Here is a 22340-nt window from a genome sequence, read left to right on the forward strand (position 1 = left end):
TCAGTTCAATAACGGCTTAATCAATTAATATAGCTACTTTTGCCAAAATTCAAATCATAAAATGGCATTTAATTCAAGGCCTCCGCGCGAAAGCAATCAAATGGTTTTCGGTATCAGGGCGGTAGTGGAAGCTATCCGTTCGGGTAAAGAGATCGAGGCATTATTTATACAAAGGGGGATTAGCGGAGGCTTGATCCAGGAGCTTAAAGAGCTCATGAACGAGTACCAGATAACCGCGCAGCAGGTGCCGGTTGAAAAACTGAACCGTATTACTCAAAAGAACCACCAGGGGGTTATAGCGGTGATTTCGCCCATTGTTTATCAGAAGATAGAGAACATTATACCAGAGGTGTTTGAAAAGGGCGAAACGCCTTTAATTTTAGTTTTAGATAGCATTACCGATGTACGTAACATGGGCGCTATTGCCCGTACAGCCGAATGTGCAGGCGTACATGCCATTGTGATCCCGGCTAAAGGTTCGGCCCAGATTAATCCCGATGCCATTAAAACATCGGCAGGTGCGTTGTACAAAATTCCTGTTTGCAGGCATGATAATTTTATGCAAACTGTACGCTTTTTGCAGGAATCGGGCTTGCAGTTGGTTTGCTGTACCGAAAAAACACAGGATAATATTTACAATCCGGATTATACTGTGCCGACAGCTATCGTTATGGGATCGGAAGAAGACGGTATCCGTAACGAGATCATCCGTATTTCTGACCATCTGGCCAAGATCCCAATGTTTGGCGAAATAGAATCGTTGAATGTTTCCGTATCAACAGGGATCATTTTGTATGAGGCGATAAGGCAACGCACTGCATAGGTGAGTAGTGGTTGGTTGAATTGGGTGAGTAGTTATCATACACCAATACCATTGAATATTGTTGTTGATTAGATGAACAAGAAGTAACTACTCTCCATTCACCTAATCAACAACTCACTAAATACTAAATATACTTAGCACCAAATTTACTTTTTACATCTGCGACAACCTGCTTGATGTTTTGCTCCTGGTTGCGCGGGCAAATGAGCAGGGAATTGTTTGATTCAACTACGATAAAATCGTGCAGACCTTGTAGTATTACCAGTTTTTCGCCCGGTACATTTACCATACAGTTTGACGAATCATACATAATCACCTTTTCGGCAGGGATAACGGCATTACCTACATAATCCTTGTCAGCAAGGTCATAAATGGACGCCCAGGTGCCTAAATCGCTCCATCCAAAGTCCGAAGGTAACACGTACACATTATCGGCTTTTTCCATGATGCCGTAATCTATCGAGATGTTAACGCATTGCTGATATGCTTTGTGCACATAAGGTTTTTCATCGTCTGAGTTATAAACCGGTCTGGCATCCGCAAAAATCTCGTGCATTTCGGGCAGGTGCTGGCCAAAGGCTTTCACAATAGCTTTTGCCGACCAAACAAAAATGCCTGCGTTCCACAAAAAATCGCCGCTTTGAATAAAGGTTTTAGCTATCTCCAGAGTTGGCTTCTCGGTAAAGGTTTTTACTTTATGAAACTCATCGTTGATAACATTATCTGTATATTGGATGTACCCGTAACCGGTATCGGGCCTTGATGGTTTAATGCCGAGGGTTATCAGGTAGTCATTAGAAGCTGCTGTTTGCAATGATTTTTCAATAGCTGATACAAAGGCGTCTTCGTCGAGGATCTGCTGATCAGAGGGGGCTACAACAATAGCAGCATCAGGATTAAGGCTTTCAATTTTAAAACAACCGTAGGCAACGCAGGGTGCAGTGTTACGCATTACCGGCTCGGTAAGGATCTGCTGATCCTCCAAATCGGGGAGCTGGTGTTTTACAAGCTTAGTATAGTTTTCGTTAGTAACGATGTAAATATTTTCTTTGGGACATACTTTCAGGAATCGTTCGTAGGTGTTCTGTATTAAAGTTTTACCGGTACCAAGTATATCGATAAACTGTTTAGGGTGCGATGTACGACTTATCGGCCAAAAGCGGCTTCCAATCCCTCCAGCCATAATTATCGCATAATAGTTTTTATTCATGAGAAAGTAAAGAATTTAAAATTTGGTATATCGACCGTAAAAATGTGTATTAATTTGTTAATTATCCATTAAGTGTAGCTAAATAATTTAACAGCATAGTTAAACGCCAATTTGACTGGTATTTTAAATCAGCAATTAAAGAAATTGTTTTTCATTTAATCATCATTTTTACACAAAATTTAAAAGAAAATCCAACGTTTATTTAGAAAATTTTGTTACTTTAAACTTTTAAATACAATTTAAGAATTTGTTAAAATAATGATAGAAACAAAGAAATCGCTATTTGACAATCTCCAGAATTTTTTCGGGTTTGATAATTTTAAGGGAGAACAGGAAGCGATAATAACCAACATCCTGGCTGGCAATGACACATTTGTTATCATGCCTACCGGTGGCGGCAAATCGATGTGTTATCAGTTACCAGCCTTGATGAGCGATGGTACCGCCATCGTAATTTCACCACTGATAGCTTTGATGAAAAATCAGGTAGATCAGCTCAGGGCGTTTGGAGGATCAGATAGTATAGCCCACTTTTTAAACTCATCACTTACAAAATCAGAAATAGCCAGGGTTAAGGAAGACGTACTCGCCGGTAAAACCAAATTGCTGTATGTTGCTCCTGAATCATTAACCAAGCAAGAGAATATCGATTTCTTACGCCTGAATCATGTATCATTTGTTGCTGTTGACGAGGCTCACTGTATTTCGGAATGGGGGCATGATTTCAGGCCTGAGTACCGTAAAATACGCCAGGTGATCAGTAACATAGGCGAAAATATACCTATCATTGCTTTAACAGCAACGGCTACCCCAAAAGTTCAGCAGGATATTCAGAAAAACCTGCAAATGAACAATGCTACTGTATTTAAGTCGTCATTTAACCGGGCCAATTTATTTTACGAGGTAAGGGCCAAGCGGAATGTAATAAAGGAGATTGTAAAGTTTGTAAAACAAAACCCGGGAAAATCGGGGATTGTATATTGCCTGAGCCGTAAAAAGGTTGAGGAAGTAGCAGAAGTGCTTAACCTTAACGGGGTAAAGGCGCTGCCATATCATGCCGGACTTGACCCTAAAGTACGTGCCGATACTCAAGATAAGTTCCTGATGGAAGATGTTGACGTTATTGTTGCTACCATCGCCTTCGGTATGGGTATCGATAAGCCCGATGTTCGTTACGTAATACACCACGATGTGCCTAAAAGCATGGAAGGGTACTACCAGGAAACCGGAAGGGCCGGGCGTGACGGAGGCGAAGGCGTTTGCGTTGCTTTCTATTCGGAAAAGGATATTGATAAGCTTCAGAAATTCATGAAGGATAAACCTGTTTCAGAGCGCGAAATAGGCACCCAGATACTTAAAGAAGTTATTGATTACTGTGAATCTTCGGTTTGTCGCCGCAAGCAATTGCTGCATTATTTTGGCGAAAACTTTAATGAGGCTGGCTGTAATAACATGTGCGATAACTGCTGCACACACAAAGATCATTTTGATGCCGAAGAGCACCTGCACAGGGCATTAAGTTTGATCAAGCACATAGGCGAGAAGTTTGATGATCACCACATCATCAGCATTTTGATGGGCGAAGAAAATGCGCAGATCAAAAATTACGAGCACGATCAGCTGGATTATTATGGCGCCGGTAAAGAGCAGGGTAAAAACCTTTGGAACTCGCTTTTAAGGCAGGCTTTGCTCAATAACTATATTTCAAAAGATATTGACCAATATGGGCTGTTGAGACTTACCAAAAGCGGGAACGCCTTTATCGACAATCCACATAGTATCCGTTTTGTTTTGAACAAGCTTATGGAAGCTACCGATGACGATAGCGACGATGATGGGCCGAAACAAAGTGGAGGTGCGCTTGATACGCAGTTGCTGCAAATGCTTAAAGAGCTGCGTAGAAAGCTGGCCAAGCAAAAAGGATTACCGCCGTTTGTAATATTTCAGGATCCGTCTTTGGAAGAGATGTGTACGCACTATCCAATCAATACTGAAGAGTTGAAACAGATTTCGGGTGTTGGTGCAGGTAAAGCGTTGAAATTCGGTAAACCTTTTACCGATCTGATTCAGAAATATGTAGAGGATAACGATATTGATCGCCCTATTGATATGGTGATCAAAAGCGCGGCCAATAAATCGGCGCTTAAAGTGTTTATCATTCAAAATATTGACAGGCATTTAAACCTGGATGATATTGCTGCTTCAAAAGGTCTTACTTATGAGGAGATCCTGAAAGAAGTTGAAACTATTGTTAACTCCGGCACCAAGCTTAACCTGAACTATTATATTGATGAGGTAATTGACGAGGATAAGCAGGAAGAAGTATTTGATTACTTCCGCACTGCCGAAGCCGATTCAATTGATGAAGCGTTAGCTGAACTGGGCAGCGATGATTACACACGCGAAGAAGTACAATTAATGCGTATCAAGTTTATGTCGGAGTTAGGAAACTAACGATATAAGATATTATGCTATAAACAGCCTTCTGAGTAAATTCTGAAGGCTGTTTTATTTAGCCACTTTCCCGAAGTTAAGATAATCAAGGTTCATATTGCCATTAGTGAGAATGTGCAGGGTAAGTACATGAACTCCCTTTTTCAAAGTTATAGTGCCTATAGAGTCAGATGCATTCCAATGATGCCATTGTCGCCAGGCAACGGTATCCCGATCGTCATGTGTTGATGCGATGTTTAAAGGGCCTGTTGCATCTTTACCATCTATATCAACCGAGATGGTTCCATTACCGTTAGAAGTATATAAAACTCCAATAGGGTAGGTGCCGGCTTTATTTACTTTAACTGTGTAATTGATCCATTCGCCGGGCTGTGTCCAGCCAACGTATAGTTTATTAAGATCGCGCGGAACTTTATTGTAAGGATTGTTATCGATGTTACCTGTTTTAGTATAGGAAATATCAACACCTTCTTTCATCCGGAATTCATTCAAAAACGAGCCGTTTGCCGGGTTTAATTTTCCGCTGCCATTGTTTATGCTATCGGTATCATGATAAGCTATCCCTTCGCCACCTTCGTCATAATACTCACATTCAAGTCTGCCTGGGAGCTGTTGCATTTTACCCTGCCATGGCTTGCCGGCGTTGTTTAAAATAAAAGCACATAAAATTATTGCTACTCCAGTTAAGGCTATTAGGTTCTTTTTCATTTACAAATGATAGGTTGGTCTATAACAATATTAAAGCGCTATTTAGCTATAATCATGAATTCCGTACGCCTGTTTTTGGCCTTGTCTTCATCGGTTGTATTAGGTGCGATAGGTTGCGTTTCTCCGTAGCCTTTATATACAAGGCGGGCAGGGGCAATACCTTTTGATACCAGGTATTGATAAACAGACTTGGCGCGGTTTTCGGATAATACCTGGTTACTCTGATGGTTGCCAACGTTATCAGTGTGACCAGAGATTTCTATCCGTATAGCTTGATTTACCCCCAAAAACTCGATAAGTTTGGCCAGTTCGGCTTTGGATTCCTTTTCAAGATCGTATTTATTGGTGTCGAAAAAGATATTTTTAAGGATCACCTTATTTCCAACTTCAATCGGCGATAGTAATGCTACAATGTTGAACGGGTTCTTGGTTTTATAGCTTTTAAGCGAAAAATTTTCAGAATAGAACAAGTAGCCGCTTTTTGAAATATTTAAGCCATAGTTTTTACCCGAGGTAAGCGTGGCTAAAAAATCGCCTTTTTCTTCATCGCTGTAATCCTGGTAAACTACCTGGTTGCTTTCCAGATCGATAATTTCAATAGCGGCTTCAAGCGGCTGTTTGGTCTTAATGTCTTTCACAAATCCTTTGACATAAGTAACCATTCGGGGCCTCAGGTTTACAGGAAGCTCAAATTTGTAAATATCGTATCCTCCATATCCGTTCAGGTTATTTGACGAAAAGAAAGCGTAATCGCCATTTGCCGTTAATGATAAGCCGCCCTCATCTCCATTGGTATTAATTGGATATCCCAGGTTTTCGGGTTTCTGCCATTTGCCATCTTTGCCCAAGCGACTTACGAACAGGTCTTTTGCCCCTAAACCGGGCCAGCCATCACTACTAAAATAAAGCGTACTATCATCGGGGTGTATAAATGGGGATTGCTCGTTATACGGAGTGTTAATGTTTGGGCCGAGGTTTTCAGGCTCGCCCCAACCTTTTTCGCCCAATGTGCTTTTCCAGATGTCATACCCGCCATAGCCGCCTTTACGGTTACTTACAAAGTAAAGCGTGCGCCCATCTGCGTTTATTGATGGTTGAGATTCCCAACCCGCGGTATTTACCGGCGGGTTCAAATCAATAGGTTTCCCCCAGTCGTTACCTTTTTTCTGTGCTATGTAAATATCGCAACGGCCCAGGCCATCCGGACGGTTACATCCTGTGAAAAATAGGTACTTGCCATCCTGTGATATGGATTGCGCTCCTTCATTGTATTTTTCGGTGTTGATCTGGTTACTTAAATAGGTAGCAGTTCCCCATTGGCCATTAACTTTCTCACTTTTATAAAAGTCTTCGTTGTTATTTATTTTGCGGGTAAATATTAAAGTACTTTCATCGGCTGTGGCAACGGGGAGGTATTCATCGTTGGCGGTGTTTATTTCAGCCCCGATATTTATCGGCTTAAAAGGTACAGGATGAGCCATAGCCACGATTCCGAAGTTAGCATCAGCAAGCATTTTTTTTGCATAAGTGATGTTTTCGGGACTAAGGTCAGGATAAGTAAGGTATTTTTCGAGATGCTGCTGTGCCGGCGCATAATTGGCATCATGAATTTCCATTTCGGCAGCTTTAAGATATGCGCCCCGGTTAAATTCCGGGCTTAAGGAAATAACTTTTGCGTAATGTTCCACAGCCGGCTTATACAGGCGTTTCATCCGGTATAAGTCGCCAAGCAATAAGTGAGCTTCTATAAATTTAGGATCTTCGCCTACAGCCTTTAGTGAGTTTTGGATGGCTTCATCATACAGATGCTGATCCAGGTTTTGATAGGCTAAAGCAAAATATTTAATAGCTTCTTTATTGGACGACGAATACCGGGCAGGCTGCTGGGCACAAAGCAAAGCAGGCAAACACAATGCAAGCACCAATAAAATTGCTATTCTCATTTATAACTTAGGATAATTTATATCCGTAAGTTACAAAGATTATGGGATATTCAGATACTTATGTGTTTGCAAAGAAATTTCCCATTGCGGGTTTTCTTTCACATAATCAACAATAAGCGGCGTCATTTCTTTTGCTTTTGACCATTCCGGCTGCAGGTATAGTTTGCAATCAGGCGATACCATTTTGGCATGATACTCGGCCCATTCAAAGTCGGACTTATTGAATACGATCACTTTTAATTCATGGGCACATTCAGCTACATGTGGTGTGGGGGCCTTGAATTTTTTAGGCGAAAGGCAAATCCAATCCCAATCACCGGAAAGCGGGTAAGCGCCGGAAGTTTCAATAAAGGTTTTTATTCCCTTTTCGTGTAATTGGTGGGTTAAATAGTCGAGATTGTATATTAGCGGCTCGCCACCGGTAACTACAACAGCCTTTGCCGGGTGCAGGGCGGCATTGTTTACAATAGTATCGGCAGCAGTAAGCGCGTGCAGCTCAGCATCCCAGCTTTCTTTAACATCACACCAATGGCAACCTACATCGCAACCGCCTAAGCGAATAAAATACGCTGCTTTACCTGTATTGTATCCTTCGCCCTGTATCGTGTAAAACTCTTCCATTAAAGGAAGCAACGTGCCGTCGTCTGGTATTTGGTGTGCCATAGTTATTTAAGGGTGCAAAGGTACTGAAAGATAGGTAAAAGCAGAAAGGTGAAACGTAAAAGGTTACACTAATATGGAAGTAGATTTTCCGGCTTGAAATCGCGTGGTAATATTTCTGACTTAGTAGACACACTAAATTTCCTTTTACCTTTATCCTTTCACCTTTCATTAATAATTGGTATTATTACTTTAATTTTAAGATAACCAATTAACCAGAAATTCGTAACAATGCTTTAACTGTTTCGGTAACGCTTAATTTTTATCCGGGTATGAAAAAACTTTACCTTCCTTTATTAATACTGGTAATGCTTTGTTTTAGTTCATGCGTGGATATTGAAGAGCATTACGATTTTAAAAGTGATGGAACCTGTAAGGTTGCCTATGCTTTTGATATGAGCAGGGCCGTGTCGGTGTTGGTTAATTTGATGTCCGATTCGGTTAAGCAAACACCGCAATTCAGTTTAGTTAAGGACACTACACTTAATTTTTATAGCGCCATACCCGATAGTGCGCAGCAAAAGCTAAAAGCCGAAGAAATCGACCTGGCCAGGAGTAGCGAACTTACTGTGAATATGAACCTTAAGAAAAGCGTTATGAAAGTAACGCTTAACCATACCGCAAAAAATGCCGCTGATTTACAGTACTATTTACAAAATGTATCGAAAATAGCGCTCAATACCCAGATTAGCGCTATAACAACTACAGATAAAGCAAATAAGCCTTTCGATGCCCGACAAATGGTGGGCGGACAGGACTATTACTCGTACGATATAACTCCCCATAAATTTTATCGCATCATTGATAAGGCGAAATTCAATGCTTTTTTAAAGAAAACCCAGGCTACATTCATGATGGCTAAGGCTATGCTCATAGATATGCCTTACAAAGTAATCCTGAGGTTTGCCCACCCGGTTAAAAAAATCAATAATTCAAAGGCCATGCTCTCGGCCGACAGGAGGGAAGTAACCCTTGTTACCAGTATGGATGAGGTTATTAAGAATCCTAATGTGATGAATTTAAAAATTGATTTTTAAAATCAGTTAGTTCAATAATATTAAGAAATGTTGGCGTAATATTAGATTCGGAAATTTGCAGTACATAACTTGTGCTCATGAAATCTGACCTTGACCAAATTATTAAATATTTTGAAACCGAAAAGAAATCACTTGAAATGTCAATCAAGAGATGCCTTGCTGAGTACGATTATTTATATGCTCATTATCAGCAGGAAGGCCTTTGGCGTTTAGAGATTCATCTTGGCGTATTAAAGGGTTTTAAAGATCCGTTTTATTATAAAAAGGATGAAATTGAAAGATGGCTTAGATGGATGAGCTCTTTTGAGGATAGTGAACGTTTTTCTTTCTATAAAGATACAATCGCTGAAAAGAGAAACGAACTCGAAAAACTAAACAGGCAGCAAACCGGTTATTATTTTAATGATAGCCAGGTAATTGACGACGCATTATTCGATCTGTATGAAAAGCGAATAAGAAAATTCCGATTATGTCTAAGTGCAGAAGAAAAATTTAATCTTGATTTTGAAATTTCCTGAGAGTTTTTAAAAATTACTCATCAGTTGAGCTCCCATCACCGCAATTTGGTTTATTCAACAGATATTGATGACGATGATATAGCATCTCGACATCCTTTAATAACTCTTGGCTTTGAGTGGGATACTAACGAAAAGAAGTTTGTATACCATTATGATATGAACGGGTTCAAAGAGGCCCTGCCTGTAAAGATCTTGTTATCCCGTATAGCTTATGAAAAATTCAGATTCGATCCTGTCTATTCTGATTTGAACGCATCTGTTATTATATTCGATAAATGAAATGGTATAAAGCTTTGGGAATAATCGATATAGATAGCACATTCATAAAAAAGGTTAAGGCCGGTAGTAAAAGTATTTGCCTGGTAGGTTTTGAAGGTAAACTTTATGCGGTGTCAGCAAAATGCCCTCATGCAGGCGCAGATTTAAGTGAGGGCTTATGTGTCAGAAAACTAATTGTTTGCCCTTATCATCGATACACTTACGATTTGGAAACAGGCAAAGGAGGCGAAGGACAAAATGATTTTATTGAAACTTATCCGGTTGAAATAAGGGAAGATGGTGTTTACATAGGAGTAAACTCAATTTGGGATAAGTTAAGATTGGGGTTTAAGTGAGTGGTTGATTAAGTGAATGGAAAAAGAAACCACTCACCTAACCAACATCATAAACTACTCACTATTTATAAACCTCTTTATTAGCTGAAGCCAAAGTGTTTTTAAGCAAACCAACAATGGTCATCAAGCCAACGCCACCCGGTACCGGGGTGATCCATGATGATTTTGGCGCCACGTTTTCAAAATCAACATCGCCGTAAAGCTTAAAGCCCGATTTTGTTGTGGCTGATGTTTCGCGGTTCATACCTACGTCAACTACTACAACACCATCTTTCACCATATCAGCAGTAATGAAATTCTTTTTGCCAATGGCTACGATCAAAATATCGGCGTCAAGCGTGAATTTTTTGATATCAGGAGTACGACTGTGGCAAATGGTTACGGTGCAATTACCCGGAGTTGTGTTGCGCGCCATCAGGATGCTCATAGGCGAACCAACAATATTGCTGCGACCAACAACAACGCAATGTTTACCTGCAGTTTCAATACCGTATTCCTTAAGCATTAAAGTAATACCATAAGGCGTTGCTGGAATAAATGATGGCAGGTTGCGTTGCATACGGCCCAGATTAACAGGGTGGAAGCCGTCAACATCTTTGCGGTGATCAATTCGCTCAGTTACCTTTTCAGGGTCGATATGTTTTGGTAATGGAAGTTGTACAATTATGCCATCGATATCGGCATCGGCATTCAGCTCTTCAACTTTTTTTAGTAATTCTTCTTCGGTAACATCATCTTCATAACGTACCAATGATGATTTGAAGCCAACCTTTTCGCAGTTTTTCATTTTACTGGCTACGTAGGTTTCGCTACCGCCGTCATGACCAACCAGTACTGCAACCAAATGTGGCTTGCGACCGGTTTTCTCTAATATTTTAGCTGCTTCTTCAGCTATTTCAACCTTAAGTTTTTCTGAAACGTATTTTCCGTCTAAAAGCTGCATTGTTAAATGTGTTTAACGAAGTGATCAGGCAATGGGGGTAAACTCAAGTTTACCGCTTCTGATTTCACTCGTACTTTTATAAAAGGCCTGTTATCCAGGGATAATTTTAATCCTTGATTTTGATTGATCTTGCTAACGATACTTTCAATAGTTTCTGTTTTATTATTCAGGAGCATTTCAAATATAATTTTATTTGAGTGCGCATCTTTATTGAAAGCATCAATGTAATATTTCGGTTCGCCGCCATCGTACACAATCCATTTACCATAAACAAAGTCTCCTAAATGAATATGCTTAACAAACCCGGTCGCTGTAAAATATGTAACTAACCTGTACAGAATATATCAATTTACTCACCCTCACCTCCCTTCAAAAGGAATTAAGGGATTAATCCAACTTCAAAACTGCCATGAATGCCGACTGTGGTATCTCAACGTTACCTACCTGACGCATGCGTTTTTTACCTTGTTTCTGTTTCTCCAACAGCTTACGTTTACGGGAGATATCACCACCATAACATTTGGCCGTTACATCTTTACGTAGTGCTTTCACTGTTTCACGGGCGATGATTTTGGCGCCGATAGAGGCCTGGATGATGATCTCGAACTGTTGACGTGGTAAAAGCTCTTTTAATTTCTCGCAGATCTTTTTACCAAAATCGTAAGAGTTACCACGGAAGATCAGTGACGATAAAGCATCAACGGGCTCGCTGTTCAGGCGGATGTCCAATTTTACCAGGTCAGACTGACGGTAACCTATCTGGTGATAATCAAAAGATGCATAACCTTTTGAAATGGTTTTCAGCTTATCATAAAAATCAAATACGATCTCGCCCATCGGCATCTCAAAAATCAACTCAACACGCTCGGATGTAAGGTATGATTGATTAGTGATGGTACCACGCTTTTGGATACAAAGCGACATTACCGGGCCAACAAATTCAGATTTGGTAATGATGGTGGCCTTGATGTAAGGCTCTTCTACGAAATCAATTTTACTTGGATCAGGAAGGTCTGAGGGGTTATTTACCGTAAATGAATCGCCTTTGGTGGTGTGGGCCAAATATGACACGTTGGGTACAGTGGTGATCACCGTCATGTTGAACTCGCGTTCCAGACGTTCCTGGATGATCTCCATGTGCAGCATCCCCAAGAAACCGCAACGGAAACCAAAGCCTAAAGCTGCTGATGATTCCGGTTCAAAAACCAATGAGGCATCATTAAGCTGCAGTTTGGCCATTGATTCACGCAGTTCTTCGTAATCTTCAGTATCAACAGGGTAAATGCCGGCAAATACCATTGGTTTTACCTCTTCAAATCCCTGAATACCTTGTTCGCAAGGACGGTCAACCTGGGTGATAGTATCACCTACTTTAACTTCTTTCGCCTCTTTGATACCCGAAATAATATAGCCTACATCGCCGGTTTTGATCACATCCTTAGCCAGCGGGCGCAGTTTTAATGTACCAACTTCATCAGCAAGATATTGCTTTTCGGTAGCCACGAACTTTACTTTGTCGCCTTTGCGGATCTCACCATTAACAACTTTAAAGTAAGCAATAATACCCCTAAATGAATTGAAAACAGAGTCAAAGATCAAGGCCTGCAGCGGAGCTTTCGGGTCACCTACAGGCGCTGGTACACGCTCAACAATAGCACGAAGTATGTCGTGTACGCCCATACCAGTTTTACCTGATGCGGCAAGGATTTCTTCGCGTTTACAGCCAATGAGGTCAACTATCTGATCTTTTACTTCCTCTGGCATAGCGCCCGGAAGGTCCATTTTATTCAGAATAGGGATGATCTCCAGGTCGTTCTCTAAAGCCAGGTACAGGTTTGAAATGGTTTGTGCCTGAATACCCTGTGCTGCATCAACAATCAGCAAAGCGCCTTCACAGGCAGCTATAGAGCGCGATACCTCGTATGAGAAATCCACGTGTCCGGGCGTGTCGATCAGGTTGAGTACGTATTTTTGACCATCAAGCTCGTAGTCCATTTGTATGGCATGGCTTTTTATGGTAATACCGCGCTCGCGTTCCAAATCCATATCGTCAAGCAGCTGTGCCTGCGATTCGCGCTGGGTTATAGTGTTAGTATACTCTAATAACCTATCGGCAAGTGTGCTTTTGCCGTGGTCGATGTGTGCTATGATACAAAAATTACGAATGTGCTCCATTGAACCGCAAAAATAGCTTTTTAGGATGATAAATTGGTATTGAGTTTTTTAATTGGCTTTTTATTTCGTTAACACTATAGCAACTCAAATAAACAAGCGGTTAAATTAAAGCAAAAATGAAAGAATACGCCATACCAGATGGTATTTTCTTTAACCCGGGTATAACCCAGAAATAAGGCGAATGGAATTAACCAAAACAAGGAAATGAAGCTAAGATGGATAATGGCAAATAAGAAAGCCGAAATAAAAACAGCCTGTCCGGTATCTGCAATATTTAGTAATGACTGTAGCAGATAGCCCCTAAAGCCAAGTTCTTCAAATAAAGCGGGCGTTATGGCTGTGAAAAATATGATTAAATAGGCTGAGCCGGGCGAATCGGCAAAAATAGAGTAGTAATAATAATCGCGGGAGAAAACAATAACGTTGACCCAGTTTGCGATGTAATGGATCAACAAAGCGCTTGTCATGGCAAATGCACCGTAGGCCGCTAATTTGGGGAATGAAAATGAAGGCCAGCGGAGTAGTTTCTTACAATTGGCCCAGTTATATGCGAAAAATATGACCGCGGTACCGGCTATAATAATTTCGATAATCAGGAACCAACCTATCGTCTTAAAATAATCAACAAACGATGATAATGCACATATCAGGATATAAATGCAGTAAAACAGGGCGGTCTGTTTCAGTAATTTCCAGTTATGTGCAGTTTGACTGTTAAATGTTTCGATTTGTTTGTGGCCGCAGCTACTGCAAAACTTTACATTAACACCATTTGAGGCCCCGCATTGTGCACAGAGCCTCGTTTCCGCCATTTCTTGTTCGTTGAACACCAAAAAACTAAGCGATATTGTTTTCTTTCCTGATTTTTTCTATTTCCATTGCCGATTTGATACCCTTAATCATGTAGCCGATGATCACAATTTTTATAATGATACCCTGAGCAATAGATATAGGTTCAATTATGGCATTTAATACCTGTACAATCACGTACAACGATAAACCTGATATTAGGCAGGCTAAAGGCTTGCGCTTGCTGTAAGCACCTAAAACTAAGAATATAGCCGCCATTATGATATTGGTTATCACTACAGATACTACGTCGACCTCATCTTTGTGTATGAAAAAATATATCAGACCTGCGAAAATGAAAACGCCTGCCAGGTAATATAATGTATTGCTTGCCTGCCTGAGCGTTTTGTTATAAGTAAACATATCTATTTCCTCAACCTGGCGCTCTGAAATAAATTTGTTTTGTTCGGCTTCAGTACCTTTAAGTGGGTATCCGCATTGGGTGCAAAATGTATCTTCGGCTTTTGAATCGGCGTTGCAGTGTGCGCATTTCTCCGTTAATTGAACGGCTACAGGAATTTGATTTTCCATTGAATTTTTGTGATAAGGACTTAAATGTTACACGAATATAATTATTGAAAATTTAATTGTGTTACAAAACATATAATTTTAGTTTCCCAGGACCGATGACTTTTTTCTGGCCCATATGTTTAAAAACGAAATCTTTAATAGCGTGCTTAATCACATACAAAGCAAACTTAATTTATGCATTACGGATGTTAGTGCAGTGATTGGTGGCGACATAAACAAAGTTTATCGTTTGCAGGGGGACGGTAGTTGTTATTTGCTAAAAGTAAACGACAGGTACAATTATCCCAATATGTTTGCAAGAGAGCAGGAGGGCTTATGCGCTATCGGTAAGACTAATACAATATCGGTTCCTGATGTTATTCTTCAAGGAGAGGTGGACAATGAGAGTTATCTTGTATTGGAGTGGATTAATGCAGGTTCTGGAAACGCTTTGTCATCTTCTAAATTAGGTACGGAGATTGCCCGAATACATAAGAACAGCGATGCTCAATTTGGCTTTTATACTGATAACTATATGGGATCGCTCCATCAAAGCAATAAAAGACATGGCAGTTGGACTCAGTTTTTTATTGAGGAAAGATTGCAACCCATGGTTAAAATGGCTGTAGATAAAAAAGAACTCAACCAAAGCGATGTGCGCAAGTTTGATGAGCTGTATAAGAAACTTCCGGGTTTGTTTACAGAAGAACCTCCCGCATTATTACATGGCGATCTTTGGGGAGGTAATTATTTAATTGATGTAGAAGGAAAGCCTTATTTGATTGATCTGGCCGTTTATTATGGCAACCGCGAGTTTGATATTGCAATGACTACACTTTTCGGTGGTTTTGACCGTACTTTTTATGAAGCCTATAATGCGGAATTTCCGTTTCAGAACGGTTGGCAGCAAAGGCTTCAACTTTGGAACTTATATCCACTATTGGTTCATGTAAACCTGTTTGGCGGTATGTACGCCAAACAGGTAAGGGATAATCTTTCGGTATTTGTTTAGTTGGTGCCTTGTACAAAGATTGGTGTTTCAGATACAGTTACGGTTAGCTTACCATCAACTGTATTAACCTGGGTTTTCACTGCCTCGTCTGCACCTGTTTTTAGCGTGTAGATATTTGCTTTCGGAGTACCCAAATCAAGTGTGTAAGTGCCTGTACGTGCCCTGAAATCAGGAATGGTAAGGGCGTACATGGTTTGTGAGTCTGATACATACTTGTCCACCAGCGGGTCTGCATTCAAGGTGCCCGAGTAGGTATAGCTACCCATTAATTTTGATGTTTGCAATATAAAATCTGCTGCCGGTCTGCGTTTGCCGTTTTCAGCCAAGCCTGACGTGGCATACTGAACATCAACATTTGGGGTATCATCAAAAAGCTGGTAGTAAAATACGCGCTGGATACCATGGCGAATATAAAGTAACGAAGTTCTTAAGATCCAGTCGGCCTGGGTATCTTTCGGTAACTTATCGCCAACATATAACGCTTTCTGGTAGCTTCCCTGGTTTATATCATAGCCTGATTCGGTTACCCAAACAGGGAGGGGTTTAGTTAATGAGTTAGCGTATTGAACAAATGAGTCGGCGATCTGGCCGGCCATGGACAGCTCAGGGGGCAGGCCGATAGTTGCAGATTGATGCGTTAATATATTGCCATTGTTATTGTAATAATGGTAATTGATGATATCGAAACAAAGGTCCACACTTCCATCGGCACGGTAACCGCGATTAGTACGGCACCATTCTACCATTTTCTTCACGAAATCTACGTTGCAGGTAGCTAAACCGCCCATCACAACTTTCATGTTAGGATCGGCATTTTTTACACCTGCATTTTTACCAAGTTTGCCTTTATCACCATCATAAAATGCAGACATGTTGGCTGCGTATTCTTCGGCGGTTTGTTGCGTTGCCGGCCCTTTCCACCATTTATCGCGTTCGTTATCGCATTCAACATACGATACCACGCTCATTCCTATTTTTACCTGGTTGGGTGGATCGTTGGTCCAGCGCACGCTTGAGTCAACCTTTACCAACGACCTGTCCACATTGGCATTGTAGCCGTAGCGGGCTGCAAATTGAAATGCCATACGTGCCTGTTCAATATAACTTGCCGGATCGGCCTTGCTTAAACCATAAAGAAGCGGCGCGTTTTCAAGGTCTTGCATATCATTGGGGTAGGTGCTAACCAACCACGGTGGGCAATTTTTTATATCCGCTAAAACCAATATACCCTCCTGCTTGCAGCGGTTATAAATAAGGTCGTAATCCCAGCTGCCTTCATGTGTTGGACTGAAGGTGTAATTGCCTTTGGTACTTTCCATCCGGGCCCAACCCAGGTAATGCCTGACGCCGCTGAATGATTTGATGAGCGCCATATTGGTTTCATAAATGGTACTTTTCAGATTAGGGTTAGCCGGATCCTGCAAAAAGTTCCATTCATATGCGTTAATGCCAAACATATCTTTTAACTGAACACCGACGCCGCTGTACGAGTTTAATCTTAATTTACCGGAAGCGTCAATAACGCCCGCAGACATTTTTTCAGAGTTTTGCGCAGGCGGAGTAAGCCTTTCCGGACGGCACCTGCTGAATAAAAAGGTAGAAAACAGAATGACTGCCAGTATTTTACTGTGAAATACGATTTGCATGCCCCGTTGTAATTTTGTGCTCATAAGCTACAATTAATAAAGTTTAATAAAAAACATATTTAATGTTTTCAGAGGCAGCGGAAACCGCATAACTATCCCATGAACCTTTCGGAGTTATTTTTTTAATTAAAGTTTCAGGAATATGAGTAGTAGTGTAGTTATGGGTGTTTTAACGTATAGTTTAGGCTTCGGGTTTCGTTACTCTTTAAAGTTTTAGAGTAAATTTTTAAGTACCTGTTTATTAATATGTTGCGTTTTGGTTTGATAGCGATCTATCATTATCGCTGAAATAGGTTAAAAATTATATAACCTTTATTTAATATATCAACAGGGCCTTTTTCCGGATGATATCGATAAGTTCAAAAAAAAGCCCGAACCATCCGGTCCGGGCTTTACATATTATAATGTTATTTTAATATGATGAATTATTTCACTTTAACATAAGTTTCAATAATTTCATGATCAACCTTGAGGCTATCTATTTTCTCAATCCCTTTTTGAACCAGGGTGTCATTTTTTACGGTGAGCTTAAATTTAAAATCCCTGTTTTCCCAATCGCGGGCATCACAATAAGCCAGATGTTCGGTATAATCGTCGCCAGATAGGGTATAGGTGCCTGCGCCTGATGAATAAACAGGTTTGGCTGTTTTGCCATGTACCAGGTCATGCGTAAAAAAAGCAAAGTTAGTGGCGTTAAACATCTTGAACATTTCCTGATCTTTTGGTGGCGTAGTTACCGTGGTATCATTCTTCACGATACTTTTGCTTGATATCAGGTGCCAGGTTCCGTCAAGTTTGCCTGCAGGTTCGGTTGTTTCTGTTGTTGCCTTTGGCGGATTGCCGCATGAGCACAGCACAAGCAACAAAAAAGAAGCTAAGTAATAGGTTTTCATGGTGTTAATAAAGGTTATTGATATACAATAATAGCATAAAAAAAGCATCGGCAATCATAATTGCCAATGCTTTTTAAAATAATTTCAAAAGTTTATGTTATTCGCCGCGTTTCAGGCCAAATTTTTCAATTTTACTGTATAAATGGCTGCGTTGAATATCAATATCGTCGGCCGTTTTTGAAACGTTCCAGTTGTTTTTTTCCAGTTTGAATTTAATGTATTCGCGCTCGGCAAAATCTTTATATTCCTGGAAGTTATTAAACTGATCAAAGTCTGTTTGTGGCGCAGGAGCCGCTGCACCAGCAGACGTAACGGCAACAGGAGCCGATGGATTGGCAAATGAGCGTACATCATTATCGGTAATGACTTTATCACTCAGGATAATCAAACGCTCAACCATGTTGCGAAGCTCGCGGATGTTACCTGTCCACGGAAGAGATTTAAGTGCTTCCAACGCTGCATCTGAGATCTTTTTAACCGGCATGCCGTATTCATTACAGATCTCATCCAAAAAGCTTTGAGTTAACAGCGAAATGTCATCCTTACGCTCAATAAGTGGCGGTACGTGAATTAATATTACACTTAGGCGGTGGTATAAGTCCATACGGAAATTACCGGCGTCAATTTCTTTAAGCAGGTCTTTGTTTGTCGCGGCTACTACACGTACATCAACATCAATTTCCTTTTCACCACCTACACGGGTAATTTTATTTTCCTGTAAGGCACGTAATACTTTAGCCTGAGCCGATTGGCTCATATCGCCAATCTCGTCAAGGAATAGCGTTCCGCCGTTTGCCGATTCAAATTTGCCTATACGTTGTTTAATGGCCGAAGTAAATGAACCTTTCTCATGGCCAAATAACTCACTTTCAATTAATTCAGATGGGATAGCCGCGCAGTTTACCTCAATAATAGGCGCGCTTGAGCGGTTTGATTTTTCATGCAGCCAGCGTGCTACCAACTCTTTACCGCTACCATTGGCACCTGTAACCAACACACGGGCATCGGTAGGAGCAACACGGTCAATGGTTTCTTTGATCTTAATAATAGCCTGCGACTCACCTAAAATAGGGCGTACCTTTGATACTTTACGTTTAAGTACTTTGGCTTCAACAACTAAACTCCCCCTGTCAAGCGCGTTACGAACAGTGATGAGCAGGCGGTTCAAATCAGGTGGTTTGGAGATAAAGTCAAACGCACCTTTTTTACTGGCTTCCACAGCGGTTTCAACCGTACCGTGGCCTGATATCATGATAAACGGAAGATCGGGTTTAATGGCGAGGCCTTCGGTAAGTACCTCCATGCCATCCATACGGTTCATTTTAATATCGCATAGCACCAGGTCATAGTCTTTTTTTTCAATTAACTGAAGACCGTCAACGCCGTTGTCTACATCTTCAACCTCGTAATCTTCATACTCCAAAATTTCGCGAAGCGTATTACGTATCGACCGCTCATCATCAATTATTAAAATTTTAGCCATGTTGTATAGTTATGTACAGGTAGTAATTGTTATATCGCTAATATATGAGTTTGTATAGAAAAACAAACACTTTTAATGTGCTATAAAGGTTTAAGGCAGATAAATGTTTGCAATGTTTTTAAATTTATTTGAAAATAAAATGCCTTCAAGTAAAAACCCCTCACTTTACAGCAAGGGGTTGTACAGCAGCAAATCTGTAAGCCGGGTTCTGTTTTGCCTTGTTAAAGGGCAACTTCTATCATTTATCTGGCCCTGTTATCACTAACAGGTTTAAACAACCTACCCATCCTAACGACCTGCCTTGCGGCAGATACGGGAGCGAGCAACTCCGCTTTCAGGACCTATTTGGTTTTTCAACTCCTGAGGTTTACCGTCATAGCCGGTCGCCCGGTTATGCCGTGAGCTCTTACCTCACGTTTTCACCCTTACCCACCTAAGCGGGCGGTATTTTCTCTGTGGCACTTTGCTGTCGCCGGCTGCCGGCGCCTTCCCGTTAGGAAGCAGGATGCTCTATGTTGCCCGGACTTTCCTCCGCCAAACAAGCTGGCAGCGATAGAACGTTTTGCGGCATAAAGGTACGGAAATTTTTGCGGTTCATTGTTAATAGATCACAGCTGATAGTTCATGGATCATAGCAGCGTTGTAATTAAATTGTTTTGATTGCCGTTATTCATGATTTATGAATAATGTCCTCCCATAAACTATGAACCATCAACCATGATCTATGAACTAAAACCTACTTACAGTTTTTCAAATCATTCTGAACCTGTTGCAGCGTAATAGTTCCCATTTTATTACCGAAAGAATTGGTAACATAGGTAAGCACCTTAGCAATTTCGAGCGGAGCTATATCATCAGCCTGCATCTGGTCGTCAAATGTTTTGCCGGCAACAGTTATTTTTCCTTTTAGACCGTTCTTGATGAAGCAGGCAAGCACAGTTTTATTGTTTTTCAAATATGTTGAATCTGTTAAAGGCGGGATAAGTGATGATAGCCCTTGTCCTTTGTCGCCATGGCAATTTTGACAGTGTTGCTGATAAACAAGGCTGCCAGCCGAGTAATAGCGTTTAAACTCAATTTGATCGTCGCTTTGGCATGATGCACCGATTACAATCAATAAAACAGCTATTGCGCCAATTACTTTTAATTTCATTTAGCAGCAATTTGGTCCGGTTCGGCCTTTAAAGTTTTGATATCGGCAATCAATTTGGTTACTTCTGCCGGATCTGTGCCTTCGTAAGTACCGCGAAGACGTTTTTGCTTATCTATCAGGATAAAAAATCCATCATGAATATATTCACCTTTAGGATTTTTTTCGGATACGCTTTGCAGGTAGCTTTTAGCAATTTTATAGGTGTCGCCTTTTTCGCCATGCAATAACCACCAGGTATTGCCCGCAATCCCTAATTTATCTGCATAGCGCTTTAATACAGGTACAGTGTCATATTTAGGATCGATGGTATGCGAAATGATCCTGAAGTTATTATCATCCTTAAATTCCTTATATACGTTGAGCATATTGCGGTGCATTACCGGGCATATAGAAGGGCAAGTGGTGAAGAAGAAATCTGCAACATAAATTTTGCCATCCAGGCTTTTCTCTGTAATGGTATCAGCGTACTGATTTACAAATTTAAAGGGTGGGATAGTGGCGTATTCGGTATCAGTTACTGTTTTGCCATTAACAGTTTTAGTTACCGGCGTTTTATATCCCAATATGGGCAGTGCGGTTTTAGTATTTGATTTACAGGCATTAAAAAGCGTTAGTATGATAATGCCTATCCACAGGTTCCTCATTATTTTACCGGTATTTGGGTGATGTATTTTGTTGAGCTGGTAACTGCTACGGTTACCATGGTGTCTATTTTATTGATCTGTTTTTTCTGGGCCTCGAGATATTCCATAAACTCCTGGTGCGATTTATCCTTTTTCTCCGGATCAAATTTATGCATCCAGTCATTCATCGCATTGTCCGCGTCGTCAACCAGTTTTATATACGCCTGGGCCGAATCTTTGTTGATGGTAGGAGCGCCGTGTTTTAAAAGGCTATCCAACAGCATTTTATTTTCGGTTAACTTAACATCGCTTGGCATTACCTTATCATGCACTGCAATTACCTGGTTCAAAAGATCTTTTTCCTGTTTTTGAGTGTCGGTACAGCCGAATAATAGGGCAGCTCCTGCTGCAATGAATAGATATTTTTTCATGGTTTTTGATAGCGTGATAAAACTTGGCAAATATGCTAAATGTTTAGCTGTTTAATACTCTTAAATAATAACTATAGTCTGTTACAGGTAAAGTTTTTACGCCTGCAAGCTTAAGCTGCTGGCCAATCTGCGCCCTGGTATGCGTGCCATGATTAAGTACCTGGGTTACAATATCGCCCACTTGGTTTTCAAAATAGTCGCCGGTAAAACTATGATACCGGATTATCTTATTTAGATCATCCTCATTTATTTCGTTTAAAAACGTTATCCATGCTTCATAATGCTCAGATACCTGTTTTTTACATTGCTCAATTGTAACATTTTCGGGCCATGAGTTCGGCATTGACGGAGGCACGAGTTTACATCTTTCAAGCCAGGCTTGTTCGGCAGCAAGTAAATGTCCCATGAGCTTGAGTGTTATATCCGGCGAACCGGCTGTTTCCATGGCTTGTATTATGAGATTACTGGCAAAAAGATTATAGCCAAACATTTTCAAAAAGTATGTTTTCATGGTGTTAGTAAAATTAGCGGCTAATGTATCAAAGCAATTTTGTATATTTATAACAATGCTGGTTAACAATTAAATAACATAGTTGTCATATTCAGCAAACATCTGCTTGTTACCTTTATTTTATAGCTAAAACATAAGGTCATG

General features: G+C 40.6%; 21 protein-coding genes and 1 other RNA gene. 6 read left to right on the forward strand and 16 right to left on the reverse strand.

Annotated elements, in window-relative coordinates:
- The first annotated feature begins 61 nt into the window (after positions 1-61).
- The gene (gene rlmB, locus EAH55_RS23570; protein WP_121811830.1) at positions 62-823 is read left to right on the forward strand and encodes a 23S rRNA (guanosine(2251)-2'-O)-methyltransferase RlmB; all 762 of its coding nucleotides are present in this window, start codon (positions 62-64) and stop codon (positions 821-823) included.
- A gap of 124 nt (positions 824-947) precedes the next feature.
- Here rlmB and EAH55_RS23575 read toward each other — a convergent pair whose 3' ends face one another.
- On the reverse strand, positions 948-2033 hold the full coding sequence (locus tag EAH55_RS23575; protein ID WP_121811831.1) for a mannose-1-phosphate guanylyltransferase: 1086 nt from the start codon (positions 2031-2033) through the stop codon (positions 948-950).
- Positions 2034-2294: 261 nt separating this feature from the next.
- On the opposite strand from EAH55_RS23575, the gene recQ reads away from it, so the two are divergent.
- Positions 2295-4487 carry a DNA helicase RecQ gene (gene recQ, locus EAH55_RS23580; RefSeq protein ID WP_121812431.1) on the forward strand — a complete coding sequence of 731 codons (2193 nt, stop codon included), beginning with the start codon at positions 2295-2297 and terminating at the stop codon, positions 4485-4487.
- 54 nt (positions 4488-4541) lie between these two features.
- On the opposite strand, the gene EAH55_RS23585 is transcribed toward recQ, so the two are convergent.
- From EAH55_RS23585 to EAH55_RS23595, 3 genes are read right to left on the reverse strand one after another with little or no spacing between them, the layout of a single operon-like run.
- The gene (locus EAH55_RS23585) at positions 4542-5195 is read right to left on the reverse strand and encodes a carbohydrate-binding protein (protein WP_208644921.1); all 654 of its coding nucleotides are present in this window, start codon (positions 5193-5195) and stop codon (positions 4542-4544) included.
- Between the two features lie 38 nt (positions 5196-5233).
- Positions 5234-7138 (reverse strand): OmpA family protein, encoded by a 1905-nt coding sequence (locus EAH55_RS23590; RefSeq protein WP_121811832.1) that lies wholly within the window; start codon positions 7136-7138, stop codon positions 5234-5236.
- A 39-nt stretch (positions 7139-7177) separates the two neighbouring features.
- Positions 7178-7801 (reverse strand): 7-carboxy-7-deazaguanine synthase QueE, encoded by a 624-nt coding sequence (locus EAH55_RS23595; RefSeq protein ID WP_114937939.1) that lies wholly within the window; start codon positions 7799-7801, stop codon positions 7178-7180.
- A gap of 269 nt (positions 7802-8070) precedes the next feature.
- On the opposite strand from EAH55_RS23595, the gene EAH55_RS23600 reads away from it, so the two are divergent.
- The 3 genes from EAH55_RS23600 (at position 8071) to EAH55_RS23615 (ending at position 9967) form a co-directional block, all read left to right on the forward strand.
- Complete coding sequence (locus EAH55_RS23600) at positions 8071-8835, forward strand: hypothetical protein (RefSeq protein ID WP_121811833.1); 765 nt, start codon at positions 8071-8073, stop codon at positions 8833-8835.
- 77 nt (positions 8836-8912) lie between these two features.
- Positions 8913-9353, forward strand: coding sequence for a hypothetical protein (locus EAH55_RS23605; protein ID WP_121811834.1), 441 nt, complete (start codon positions 8913-8915; stop codon positions 9351-9353).
- 275 nt (positions 9354-9628) lie between these two features.
- Positions 9629-9967, forward strand: coding sequence for a Rieske (2Fe-2S) protein (locus tag EAH55_RS23615; RefSeq protein ID WP_121811836.1), 339 nt, complete (start codon positions 9629-9631; stop codon positions 9965-9967).
- 61 nt (positions 9968-10028) lie between these two features.
- Here the strand turns inward: EAH55_RS23615 and EAH55_RS23620 are convergent, their stop codons facing one another.
- From EAH55_RS23620 to EAH55_RS23640, 4 genes are all read right to left on the reverse strand, one after another.
- Entirely contained in the window at positions 10029-10910 is an 882-nt protein-coding gene (locus EAH55_RS23620; RefSeq protein ID WP_112575444.1) for a tetrahydrofolate dehydrogenase/cyclohydrolase catalytic domain-containing protein, read from the reverse strand.
- 387 nt (positions 10911-11297) lie between these two features.
- The gene (lepA, locus tag EAH55_RS23630) at positions 11298-13085 is read right to left on the reverse strand and encodes a translation elongation factor 4 (protein WP_112575446.1); all 1788 of its coding nucleotides are present in this window, start codon (positions 13083-13085) and stop codon (positions 11298-11300) included.
- A 74-nt stretch (positions 13086-13159) separates the two neighbouring features.
- Positions 13160-13897 (reverse strand): CPBP family intramembrane glutamic endopeptidase, encoded by a 738-nt coding sequence (locus EAH55_RS23635; protein ID WP_121811838.1) that lies wholly within the window; start codon positions 13895-13897, stop codon positions 13160-13162.
- A 25-nt stretch (positions 13898-13922) separates the two neighbouring features.
- Positions 13923-14465: a zinc ribbon domain-containing protein gene (locus EAH55_RS23640; protein ID WP_121811839.1), complete on the reverse strand. Its 543-nt coding sequence runs from the start codon at positions 14463-14465 to the stop codon at positions 13923-13925.
- Positions 14466-14580: 115 nt separating this feature from the next.
- Between EAH55_RS23640 and EAH55_RS23645 the strand changes: the two genes are divergently transcribed.
- Positions 14581-15456, forward strand: coding sequence for a fructosamine kinase family protein (locus EAH55_RS23645; protein WP_121811840.1), 876 nt, complete (start codon positions 14581-14583; stop codon positions 15454-15456).
- Here EAH55_RS23645 and EAH55_RS23650 read toward each other — a convergent pair.
- From EAH55_RS23650 to EAH55_RS23685, 8 genes are all read right to left on the reverse strand, one after another.
- A complete protein-coding gene (locus EAH55_RS23650; protein WP_121811841.1) occupies positions 15453-17126 on the reverse strand; it encodes a hypothetical protein in 1674 nt (557 codons plus the stop codon). The genes EAH55_RS23645 and EAH55_RS23650 overlap by 4 nt on opposite strands.
- A gap of 401 nt (positions 17127-17527) precedes the next feature.
- On the reverse strand, positions 17528-17995 hold the full coding sequence (locus EAH55_RS23655; protein ID WP_121812433.1) for a hypothetical protein: 468 nt from the start codon (positions 17993-17995) through the stop codon (positions 17528-17530).
- Between the two features lie 97 nt (positions 17996-18092).
- A complete protein-coding gene (locus EAH55_RS23660; RefSeq protein ID WP_121811842.1) occupies positions 18093-19478 on the reverse strand; it encodes a sigma-54-dependent transcriptional regulator in 1386 nt (461 codons plus the stop codon).
- A 181-nt stretch (positions 19479-19659) separates the two neighbouring features.
- Positions 19660-20047, reverse strand: an RNA gene (gene rnpB, locus EAH55_RS23665) — RNase P RNA component class A.
- A gap of 167 nt (positions 20048-20214) precedes the next feature.
- Entirely contained in the window at positions 20215-20631 is a 417-nt protein-coding gene (locus tag EAH55_RS23670) for a c-type cytochrome (protein ID WP_121811843.1), read from the reverse strand.
- Positions 20628-21275, reverse strand: a complete 648-nt coding sequence (locus EAH55_RS23675) for an SCO family protein (protein WP_121811844.1) — start codon at positions 21273-21275, stop codon at positions 20628-20630. The genes EAH55_RS23670 and EAH55_RS23675 overlap by 4 nt, the downstream gene beginning before the upstream one ends.
- Positions 21275-21685 carry a succinate dehydrogenase assembly factor 2 gene (locus tag EAH55_RS23680; protein WP_121811845.1) on the reverse strand — a complete coding sequence of 137 codons (411 nt, stop codon included), beginning with the start codon at positions 21683-21685 and terminating at the stop codon, positions 21275-21277. Before EAH55_RS23680 ends, EAH55_RS23675 begins: the two co-directional genes overlap by 1 nt.
- A gap of 43 nt (positions 21686-21728) precedes the next feature.
- Entirely contained in the window at positions 21729-22196 is a 468-nt protein-coding gene (locus tag EAH55_RS23685; RefSeq protein ID WP_162997010.1) for a DinB family protein, read from the reverse strand.
- Positions 22197-22340: the final 144 nt, after the last annotated feature.

This window comes from Mucilaginibacter kameinonensis, assembly GCF_003675385.1.
In the GTDB taxonomy this organism is placed as follows: domain Bacteria; phylum Bacteroidota; class Bacteroidia; order Sphingobacteriales; family Sphingobacteriaceae; genus Mucilaginibacter; species Mucilaginibacter kameinonensis.

Bases quoted from the DNA above. Each gene is read 5' to 3' on its own strand.
- EAH55_RS23680 (WP_121811845.1), bottom strand. From the start codon at position 21,685: ATGAAAAAATATCTATTCATTGCAGCAGGAGCTGCCCTATTATTCGGC.
- EAH55_RS23585 (WP_208644921.1), bottom strand. From the start codon at position 5,195: ATGAAAAAGAACCTAATAGCCTTAACTGGAGTAGCAATAATTTTATGT.
- EAH55_RS23615 (WP_121811836.1), top strand. From the start codon at position 9,629: ATGAAATGGTATAAAGCTTTGGGAATAATCGATATAGATAGCACATTC.
- lepA (WP_112575446.1), bottom strand. From the start codon at position 13,085: ATGGAGCACATTCGTAATTTTTGTATCATAGCACACATCGACCACGGC.
- EAH55_RS23640 (WP_121811839.1), bottom strand. From the start codon at position 14,465: ATGGAAAATCAAATTCCTGTAGCCGTTCAATTAACGGAGAAATGCGCA.
- EAH55_RS23645 (WP_121811840.1), top strand. From the start codon at position 14,581: ATGTTTAAAAACGAAATCTTTAATAGCGTGCTTAATCACATACAAAGC.
- EAH55_RS23590 (WP_121811832.1), bottom strand. From the start codon at position 7,138: ATGAGAATAGCAATTTTATTGGTGCTTGCATTGTGTTTGCCTGCTTTG.
- EAH55_RS23650 (WP_121811841.1), bottom strand. From the start codon at position 17,126: ATGAGCACAAAATTACAACGGGGCATGCAAATCGTATTTCACAGTAAA.
- EAH55_RS23660 (WP_121811842.1), bottom strand. From the start codon at position 19,478: ATGGCTAAAATTTTAATAATTGATGATGAGCGGTCGATACGTAATACG.
- EAH55_RS23595 (WP_114937939.1), bottom strand. From the start codon at position 7,801: ATGGCACACCAAATACCAGACGACGGCACGTTGCTTCCTTTAATGGAA.
- EAH55_RS23575 (WP_121811831.1), bottom strand. From the start codon at position 2,033: ATGAATAAAAACTATTATGCGATAATTATGGCTGGAGGGATTGGAAGC.
- EAH55_RS23605 (WP_121811834.1), top strand. From the start codon at position 8,913: ATGAAATCTGACCTTGACCAAATTATTAAATATTTTGAAACCGAAAAG.
- EAH55_RS23620 (WP_112575444.1), bottom strand. From the start codon at position 10,910: ATGCAGCTTTTAGACGGAAAATACGTTTCAGAAAAACTTAAGGTTGAA.
- EAH55_RS23670 (WP_121811843.1), bottom strand. From the start codon at position 20,631: ATGAAATTAAAAGTAATTGGCGCAATAGCTGTTTTATTGATTGTAATC.
- EAH55_RS23655 (WP_121812433.1), bottom strand. From the start codon at position 17,995: ATGAAAACCTATTACTTAGCTTCTTTTTTGTTGCTTGTGCTGTGCTCA.
- EAH55_RS23685 (WP_162997010.1), bottom strand. From the start codon at position 22,196: ATGAAAACATACTTTTTGAAAATGTTTGGCTATAATCTTTTTGCCAGT.
- rlmB (WP_121811830.1), top strand. From the start codon at position 62: ATGGCATTTAATTCAAGGCCTCCGCGCGAAAGCAATCAAATGGTTTTC.
- EAH55_RS23600 (WP_121811833.1), top strand. From the start codon at position 8,071: ATGAAAAAACTTTACCTTCCTTTATTAATACTGGTAATGCTTTGTTTT.
- EAH55_RS23675 (WP_121811844.1), bottom strand. From the start codon at position 21,275: ATGAGGAACCTGTGGATAGGCATTATCATACTAACGCTTTTTAATGCC.
- EAH55_RS23635 (WP_121811838.1), bottom strand. From the start codon at position 13,897: ATGGCGGAAACGAGGCTCTGTGCACAATGCGGGGCCTCAAATGGTGTT.